This is a genomic window from Burkholderia dolosa (assembly GCF_902499135.1).
GTDB classification, from domain to species: domain Bacteria; phylum Pseudomonadota; class Gammaproteobacteria; order Burkholderiales; family Burkholderiaceae; genus Burkholderia; species Burkholderia dolosa.
Genome location: NZ_CABVPR010000111.1, coordinates 1 through 8,894, shown reverse-complemented (window position 1 = coordinate 8,894; position 8,894 = coordinate 1). Strand labels below are relative to the sequence as shown.

Genomic DNA, 8,894 nt, shown 5'->3' with positions numbered 1-8,894 from the left:
CTCTGGCAGCAATGCTAACCCGCGCTTGATTCCTCACGGCAGGCCAGCCTTTGCCCCGCGGGAGTCATACTGACTAGCGACGCCGACGTGCGGCGGCCGCGCGGTGCGAAGCGCTAACGGCGGCTGCGGCCGGCGTGGCGCGGTGCGGCGCGGTGCGGCGCCGGTTTGCGCATGATGCAAAGGTTGCTTGTGGCGGCCGGCGCGTGCATTCGGCTGAGCCGACGCATTGTGTCGGTGTCGAGCGCCGATGCGTCGTGCCGGTGCATGGCGCCGCTGCGTATCGCGTGTCGACTGCCGTCTATCGCCTGCCGTGTGCCGCCTGCCGCCTGCCGCCTGCCGCCTAACGCCTAACGCCTAACACCTAACGCCTAACGCGTGCCGCGTGCCGCCTGGCGCGTATCGCTATCGCCTGCCACCTATCGCCTATTCCCCACCGCCTATCGCCTACCGTCTATCGCTGGTCGTCATTCTGCAGACGTCGCAGTCTTGCGCGGCCGGCGCGTGCGCGCCGCCGTCTTGCGGGCCGATTTCTTCGGCTTCGCATCGGCAGCCGCGTCGGACGGCGTTGCCGCATCGGCGGGCTGCTGTGCCGCGGCCGTATCGTCGCTGCCCGAATCGCCCGCATCGCGCGCTTCGGCGTGCTGCGCGCCGACATGCCGATCGGCACGAGATTGCGCATCGGCCGGCGCGCCGCTCGCCGGCTCGTCGCCGCCGCGCGGGCCGCCGTCGTGTGCTGCATCGTCCGCGCCGGCCGGGCGCCGCGCCGCGCCCTTCTTCGCGCCGGCCTTCTTCGCCGCGCTCTTGCGCGCGCGCTTGCGGCCGACGTTCGTGTCGCTCGCATCGTTCGTGTCGTTCGCGTCGGCCGACGCGTCCGACGGCGCGTCGCGTACGAGCACCGCCTCGTCGACCGCACCGGCAGCGACGGCTTCCGCCGCGACCGCCTCGCCCGCATCGCCGTGCGCACTATCCGGCCCGGCCGTTTCAGTCCGCTGCCCGCGCCCGCGTCGGCGCGAGTCGCGCGCGGCCGCGGTCGGCTCGACCGGCTGCGCGCTGCCGGCATCGCGCACCGGCGTCACGTGCTCGACCGCGGCCGGCTGCCGCGCCCGCGACACGAACGCGCCCGACTTGTCGTCGCGCCCGACTTCGAGCAGCCCACGCGCCTGCGCTTCGTCGAGCAGGTTGCCGAACGCGCGGAAGCCGTAATACGACTCGTTGAAGTCCGGCTTGCGGCGCTTGATCGCGCTCTTGAGCACCGACGCCCAGATCTTGCCGACATCGTCACGCTCCGACGCGAGCGCATCGAACGTCTCGACCGCGAGCGCGATCGCCTCGGCCTTGCGTGCGTCCATGTCGTGCTTGCGCGACGGCTCGTCGGGCCGCTTCGCGCCGCCGTTGCCCGCGTGCTGCTGTTCGCGCTTCGCGAGCGCGCGCTGCTGCTCGCGCACCAGATCGTCGTAGAAGATGAATTCGTCGCAGTTCGCGACCAGCAGGTCCGACGTCGATTTCTTCACGCCGACGCCGATCACCTTCTTCGCGTTCTCGCGCAGCTTCGACACGAGCGGCGAGAAATCGGAGTCGCCGCTGATGATCACGAACGTGTCGACGTGCGACTTCGTATAGCAAAGGTCGAGCGCGTCGACGACGAGCCGGATGTCGGCCGAGTTCTTGCCCGACTGGCGCACGTGCGGGATCTCGATCAGCTCGAAGCTCGCCTCGTGCATCGCCGCCTTGAAGCCCTTGTAGCGATCCCAGTCGCAATAGGCCTTCTTCACCACGATGCTGCCCTTCAGCAGCAGCCGCTCGAGCACGGGCTTGATGTCGAATTTCTCGTACTTCGCGTCGCGCACGCCGAGCGCGACGTTCTCGAAGTCGCAGAACACGGCCATGCTGACGTTGTCCAGGGGTAATGCCATCTGTACTCCAACCGGTTGGCCGACGCGTTGTCATGCGTAGCGGCGAAAAATCCATCGCGCACATGATAGCCGGTCGGCGGCCCGACGCCGGCATTCGCGTGCGCGACGGCGAAACGGCGCGCGCGGTCGAGCCGTGCCTACACCGGTGCGTCGGCGCCGGCACGCCCACGCCGGCACGCCCACGCCGGTACGCCCCTTATTACCCGTCCGCCGTCGGGCCAAATCGACATTACACTTGAGTATCGGTCGTCCGTCCCTATCTCGGCGGATGACGCACCAGCAAGGAGCCGTTTCATGACGACGAAAGTTCTGCTGATTGGCGCAACCGGCCGCACCGGCCGGGCCTGCGCGGATCTGCTGCTCGAGCAGCCGGAATTCGAGGTGACGGCGCTCGTGCGCCGGCACGGTTATGCGCTGCCGGGCGCGAAGGTCGTCGAAGCCGATCTGACCGGCGATTTCTCGCATGCGTTCCAGGGCATCTCGCACGTGATCTATGCGGCCGGCTCGGCGGAATCCGAGGGCGCGCTCGAAGAGCAGCAGATCGACCGCGACGCGGTCGCCCGCACGGCCGAGCACGCGCTCGCGTACAACGTGCAGAAGCTCGTCGTGATCAGCTCGCTGTCCGCGTACTGGCCCGAACGCAGCGGCGCGCTGCACCACTACTCGCAGATGAAGCGCGAAGGCGACGAACGCGTGATCGCGTCGGGCATCGACTACGTGATTCTGCGCCCCGGCCCGCTCAGCGACACGCCGGGCGTCGGCAAGATCGCGCTGACCGAGGAGCGGCTCGACGCGGCACCGCCGGTGTCGCGCCAGGACGTCGCATGGGCCGCGATCGAAGCGATCAAGCTTGGCATTTCGCGCAAGGTCGTCGGCTTCGTCGGCGGCAGCGTGCCGATCGAGCAGGCGCTGCGCGCGTAACGCGCGCGGCGCACGCCGCGGGCGCGGCCGCCGCATCGCGGCGCGCCGCCCGCCGTCACTGCCGCGGATGCGCGTCGGCCCACGCCTTCACCGCGGCCAGCGTGTTCTCGACGTGCTTGTCCGGCGACAGGCTCGTGTACTCGTACAGGATCTTCCCTTCCGGCGAAATCACGTAGGACACGCGGTTCGCGCGGTCGAGCGCGGGCAGCTTCGCATCGTATTCGCGGATGATCTTCGCGTCCGGATCGGCCGCGACCGGGAACTTGCTGCGGCACTCGCTCACCGAGAACTTCGTCAGCGTGTCGATGTTGTCCGCCGATACACCGATCACGGTCGCGCCGTAAGCCTTGTAGCGGTCGACCGCATCCGCGAACGCGTGCGCTTCGATGGTGCATCCTTTCGTGAACGCGGCCGGATAGAAATACAGCACGACCGGCCCGTGCTTCAGCGCGTCGGCGAGCGAGTACGTGTACGTCTTGCCGCCGAGCGACGCCTGCGTCGTGAAATCCGGCGCCGCGGCGCCCGGCTTCAGTTGCGCATGCGCGATCAGTGCGTGGCCGGCCAGCATCATCGCGGCGCCCGTCATCCATAGTTTTCGCTTCATCTGCGTCCTCATTTCTTATACAGTCAGCGTCAATGTCGCACGGCGGCGTTCGCGTATCGAACGCCGCCGTGTGCTATCCGGCTGCCGCGGCGTCGCCGCCGCGGCCGGCCGTTAAAGATTCGCCGCAACTTGCCGTTATTCCTCCCGGACAACCGGTTCCAGCCCTTCACGTCAGCGAGATACATGGAAGCCAACAGGAAACAGACGCCACGCAAGGGCTCCTGGCGCAGTGCCTTGCATACGCTGCGCCGCTTCGCCTGGTCGGGCGGAGCGCTGATGCCCGCGCGGCCCGTCGCGCCGCGCCGCGACGACACCATGCGCGACTGGCTGGAACAGACGGTCGGCACGGTCGATTTCCTCGCTCATGTCGATCGCGAACTGCGTTTTCTGTACATCTCCGATGCGAGCCTGCGCTTCATCGGCTATCACCGCGACTATCTGCATACGCTGACGCTGCGCGACCTGATCGCCGAACAGGATACCGCGGCGCTCGAAGCGCTGCTCGCCCGCGCGTCCCATTCCGGTCAGGTCGAAAAGGCGACGATGTGCATCGTGAAGTCGCTGACCTATCCGCTCGACGTCGAGATCCGCGCGTTCAAGAGCCGCCATCACGGCGTCGACGGCTTTGCGATCGCCGCGTTCGACGTGTCGTCGTGGCGCGCGCTCGAAGCGCGCCTCACGTACGAAATGCATCACGACCCGATGACGGGGCTCGACAACCTGTCGGCGCTCGTGCCCGCGCTGCTGCGCGCGCAACAGACCGCCGACGAATCGGGCGGCTGCGCGGCGCTGCTGCTGCTCGATCTCGACGACTACCAGCGGATCAACCGCGCGCTCGGCTACGACGCGGGCGACACGCTGCTGCGCGAGACCGCGCAGCGGCTGCAGGCGCTCGTCGCGCCGGGCGAGCGGCTCGCGCGCGTCGCGAGCGACAAGTTCGCAATCGTGCTGAACGCGGCCGGCCGCGCGCAAGCGAGCGACGCGGCCGATGCGCTCGCGCGCCGTCTGCAGGCCGCCGTACGCGAACCGTACGTGTACCAGGGGCAGACCGTGCACCTGTCCGCGAGCATCGGCATCGCGTTCTATCCGGACGAGCGCGCGGCGCCGCATCGTGCGCAGCATCACAGCCCGCTGCTGCGCCGCGCCGATCACGCGCTCGCGCAGGCCAAGGCGTCGGGCGGCAACGCGCTCGCGTTCCATGCGCCGGTCGACGATCCGGCCGACGCCGAGCGGCTGAAGCTCGAAGCCGATCTGTACGACGGCGTGCGCAACGGCGAATTCTCGCTGCACTTCCAGCCGATCACGCGCAGCCAGTCGGGCGCGGTGGTGGGCGTCGAGGCGCTGATCCGCTGGCGCCATCCGGTGCACGGGCTCGTGCCGCCGGCCACGTTCATCCCGCTCGCCGAATCGATCGGCCTGATCAACTATCTCGGCAACTGGGTGCTGAAGGCCGCGTGCATGCAGCTCGTCGCGTGGGACCGCCAGGGACTCGCGCTGCAATACGTGGCGGTCAACGTGTCGCCGCAGCAGTTCCGCGACCCGCGCTTCACGCAGAGCGTGCGCGACGCGATCGCGCTGACCGGCATCGACGCGCGCCGCATCGTGCTCGAAATCACCGAAAGCCTGCTGATGCACGATCCCGTGCACGCGAAGGCGCTGCTCGAGGAGCTGACCGATCTCGGCATCCGCTTCGCGATCGACGATTTCGGCACCGGCTACTCGAGCCTCGCGTACCTGCAGCGCTTCCCGCTCGCGAAGCTGAAGATCGACCGCAGCTTCGTCGAGAACCTGCTGACGTCGCGCAACGACCGCGCGATCGTGTCCGCGGTCGTCGGGCTCGCGCAGACGCTCGAACTCGAGCTCGTCGCCGAAGGCGTCGAGACCGAGGCGCAGCGCGAACTGCTGACCGAGATGGGCTGCAACCATATCCAGGGCTGGCTCGTGTGCCAGGCGCTGCCGTCCGAGGAACTCGCGCGGCGCTTCGAGGCGCAGCAGCTGCGCCTGCACGCCGCCTGACGCGGGCGGCGAACCGGACGGATCCGTATGTCAACTATCGAACACCCGCCGCACACGGCACTGCTCGACAAGCTGTGGGCGCGGATGAACGAACGCGGCGACTTCCCGCTGCTGTCGGAATCGCTGCGCGCGACGATGGCCGCGATGAAGAACGACGACCTCGACTTCACCGCGCTCGTGCGCGTCGTGCTGTCGGACTTCGCGCTGACGCAGAAGGTGCTGCGGCTCGCGAACTCCGCGATGTACATGGCGTTCGGCGGCAACATCACGACCGTCACGCGTGCGCTGATGGTGCTCGGCATGGATGCGGTCGGCCATCTGGTCGTCGGGCTGAAGCTCGTCGACCATTTCCATCACAGCACGCCGCGGCGCATCGACGCGAAGCTCGAACTGAACCGCGCGCTGCTGTCCGGCTGCGTCGCGCGCAAGCTGACCGAGCACGCGGAGCTGCGCTCGGGCGAGGAAGCCGTCGTCTGCACGCTGATGCGGCAGGTCGGCAAGCTGCTCGTGGTCTGCTACCTCGACAGCGAATGGGACCGCATCCGCAGCCGCGCGGCGGAACTGAACGGCGACGAAGTGGCCGCGTGCATCGACGTGCTCGGCGTCGGCTTCGACGAAATCGGCCTCGAGGCCGCCGCGCGCTGGCGGCTGCCCGACACGATCCGCGCCGGAATGGCGAACGTCGACGGCTATGCGACGTGCGGCGAAAGCCTCGACAACGGCGGCATCTGCTGCCCGGCCGGCGCGGCCGACGACGGTCCGGCCGGCCGCATACGCTGGCTGCGCGCGGTGAGCCGCTGCTCGACCGACGTCGCGACGGCGCTCGCGATGCCGGCGAGCGCGCAGCGCGACGCGCGCATCGCCGCGCTCGCGCAGCATTGCGCGCCGGCGCTCGACATGGATCCGGCGGCGCTCGTCGAGATTGCGGAGGGCCTCGCGCGCGAGGAAGCCAGCGACGTCGTGATGCGCGAGATCGTCGAGCTGCGCGCGAACGCCGATGCGATCGCGCGTACGCACGCGCTGCCGCAGGCGCGCCTGGAAGCCGGCCTCGCCGACCTGCGCGCGCTGCCGTCCGAGCACGTGCTCGCGCCGGTGCTTGCGCTGGCCTCCGAAAGCCTGCTCGCGGGTCTCGCGTTCACGCGCACCGTGACGTTCGTGCGCCACGACGACGGCACGTTCGCCGCGCGCCTCGGCTTCGGCCCGGGCGTCGATGCGTCGCTCGAACGGCTGCGCTTCGACGAACGCTTCGAGCCGGACGTGTTCCATCTGGCAATCAGCAATTCGGTCGGCATCTTCATCGAACAGGCGCAGGAACCGAAGATGATCAAGCGGCTGCCCGCGTGGTATCTCGACGCATTCGACGACACGCGCGCATTCGTGCTGCTGCCGGTGCGCGTCGGCACGACGACGGTCGCGCTGCTGTACGGCGACTGGGCCGGCGCGCAGCCGGCGCGCAAGATCACGCAGCCGGAGATGGGCGTGCTCAACGAGCTCGCGCGCGAACTCGGGCGGTTCTTCCCCGCATGACGCGGCGGCGGCACGCCGGCGTTTGCGCCGGCTGAAAAGCAAACCGGCCGCAAAAGCGGCCGGCTGCATCGTGCGACGGGAAAGCGCGCGCGCTTTCGCTCACTTCAGCGTGACCGGCACGCTGAAGTACTTCTTCGCGAGATTGTCGATCGTGCCGTCGGCCTTCAGCTCCTTCAGCGCCTGATCGAGCGCGGTCTTCAGCGCCGCGTCGTTCTTGCGCAGCCCGAAGCCGACGCCCGAGCCGAGGATCTCCGCATCGCTGACCGTGCCGCCCGCGAACGCGAAGCCCTGCCCTTGCGGCTTCGACAGGAAGCCCTTCGCGCCCGCCTCGGAATCCTGGAACGTCGCGTCCAGACGCCCCGACTTCAGGTCCGCGTACGCGAGATCCTGCGTCTGGTACGGCACGACTTCGACGCCGGCCGGCGCCCACTTCTTCTTCGCGTACGCTTCCTGGATCGTCCCCTGCAGCACGCCGACGCGCTTGCCCTTCAGCGACTGCGCGGTCGGCAGCAGGCCGCTGCCCTGTTTTGCGATCAGCTGGTTCGGGATCGTGTAGATCGGATCGGTAAACGCGATCGCGTGCTTGCGCTGCTCGGTGATCGTCATGTCCGAATTGATCGCGTCGAACTTGCGCGCCTGCAGCGCAGGGATCAGGCCGTCGAAGTCGTTCTCGACCCACACGCACTTCGTCTTCAGCTTCGCGCACACCGCGTTGCCGATGTCGATGTCGAAGCCGGTCAGCTTGCCGTCGGGCGTCTTGTATTCGAACGGTGCGTACGACGCCTCGACGCCGAAGCGGATCTCCTTCAGATCCGCGGCCCACACGCTGCCTGCCGCCACCGCCGACGCCGCCACGACTGCATGGGCGGCCACTTTACGCCAATCCAACTTCATCAGATGTTCTCCTCGATAACTCGAATGTTCCGGAACGACGGGCACACGCATCATTGCAGCGGCGAATGCCGACGGCAATCCGGATGCCGCGCCGCGATGCGGTGCAATCGCCGCAAGGCCGCGATTGTACCAACCCGCGCGGCCCGGCACGGCAACGCGGGTGGCGGCCACCGATGCTGCGCTGCGCGTCCGTGGCCGCGAAAACCGCTCGCCGCACCGGCAAGACGATGTCGCCTATCCGCAAGCCGGACGGCCGCAGACGAGGCGCGAATCGCGCGGCCGGCACGGTGTACTCGGTGCATCGCTCAGACGAGCGCCGCGAGCGTGTCGCGCGTCGTGTCGACGACGAGCAGGCCCGCGCGCAGCCCGGGCTTCACCGACGGATTCGGAAACACGAGCCGCTCTTCGTCGTGCGTGACCGTGTAGCGATAGTCGCCGTCCTGCGCGAGCACCGTGCCGCGCGGAAACGCGGTGAAGTTCGCGACGTCGGCCGCGACGAACAACTCGAGCGCGTCGCTGCGCTTCGTGATCTGGCCGATCACGGTAAATACGCGCGGCAACGGCGCATCGGCATCGCGCGCGGCGCCGGACACGAGCCGGCGCACCGCGCGGTCGGCCGCCGCGAAGCGCGCGAGGTCGTTCTGGCCGAACGGCCGCACCTTGCCGAGCTCCAGCGTGCACGCGAGCGCGCCGCACTGCTCGGCCGTGAAATGCGAATACGTGTGGCCCTTCGCGGTATGCAGCAGCACGGCCGCGATGCGCGCGTCGCCGAGCCATTCGACCATCGTGCGCGCGGGCGGCGTGCCCGTGTACGGCAGCAGCGCGAACTGCTCGAACACCGACGCGCGGATCGCCGTGTGCATGTCGACGTGCCAGCGCGCGCCGCCGGCGGGCGCGTCGGCGAAGAACGCGGCGGCCGCCGCCTCGAGCTGCGCGGCGCGCGGCGCTTCGCGGCTCGCCGGCACCTGCGCGTGACGGCCGCCGAACAACCGGTTCAGATCGTCGTCGACATAGCGCTC

At 69.0% G+C, this 8,894-nt stretch carries 7 protein-coding genes; 3 read left to right on the top strand and 4 right to left on the bottom strand.

From position 1 onward, the window contains the following. Positions 1–464 precede the first annotated feature (464 nt). On the bottom strand, positions 465–1,913 hold the full coding sequence (locus BUB20358_RS27270) for an NYN domain-containing protein (protein WP_035972705.1): 1,449 nt from the start codon (positions 1,911–1,913) through the stop codon (positions 465–467). 294 nt (positions 1,914–2,207) lie between these two features. Between BUB20358_RS27270 and BUB20358_RS27265 the strand changes: the two genes are divergently transcribed. Beyond that, a complete protein-coding gene (locus tag BUB20358_RS27265; protein WP_006764722.1) occupies positions 2,208–2,834 on the top strand; it encodes an SDR family oxidoreductase in 627 nt (208 codons plus the stop codon). Positions 2,835–2,889: 55 nt separating this feature from the next. On the opposite strand, the gene BUB20358_RS27260 is transcribed toward BUB20358_RS27265, so the two are convergent. Beyond that, a complete protein-coding gene (locus BUB20358_RS27260) occupies positions 2,890–3,438 on the bottom strand; it encodes a peroxiredoxin (RefSeq protein ID WP_035972708.1) in 549 nt (182 codons plus the stop codon). A gap of 276 nt (positions 3,439–3,714) precedes the next feature. Between BUB20358_RS27260 and cdpA the strand changes: the two genes are divergently transcribed. Both cdpA and BUB20358_RS27250 read left to right on the top strand, forming a co-directional pair. After that, on the top strand, positions 3,715–5,454 hold the full coding sequence (cdpA, locus tag BUB20358_RS27255) for a cyclic di-GMP phosphodiesterase CdpA (protein ID WP_201258498.1): 1,740 nt from the start codon (positions 3,715–3,717) through the stop codon (positions 5,452–5,454). A gap of 27 nt (positions 5,455–5,481) precedes the next feature. Continuing rightward, positions 5,482–6,981, top strand: coding sequence for an HDOD domain-containing protein (locus BUB20358_RS27250; RefSeq protein ID WP_035972712.1), 1,500 nt, complete (start codon positions 5,482–5,484; stop codon positions 6,979–6,981). A 99-nt stretch (positions 6,982–7,080) separates the two neighbouring features. Here the strand turns inward: BUB20358_RS27250 and BUB20358_RS27245 are convergent, their stop codons facing one another. After that, entirely contained in the window at positions 7,081–7,875 is a 795-nt protein-coding gene (locus tag BUB20358_RS27245) for an ABC transporter substrate-binding protein (protein WP_035972714.1), read from the bottom strand. Positions 7,876–8,180: 305 nt separating this feature from the next. Further along, positions 8,181–8,894: succinylglutamate desuccinylase (astE, locus tag BUB20358_RS27240; protein WP_174905160.1), on the bottom strand; the 714-nt coding region annotated here is incomplete at its 5' end.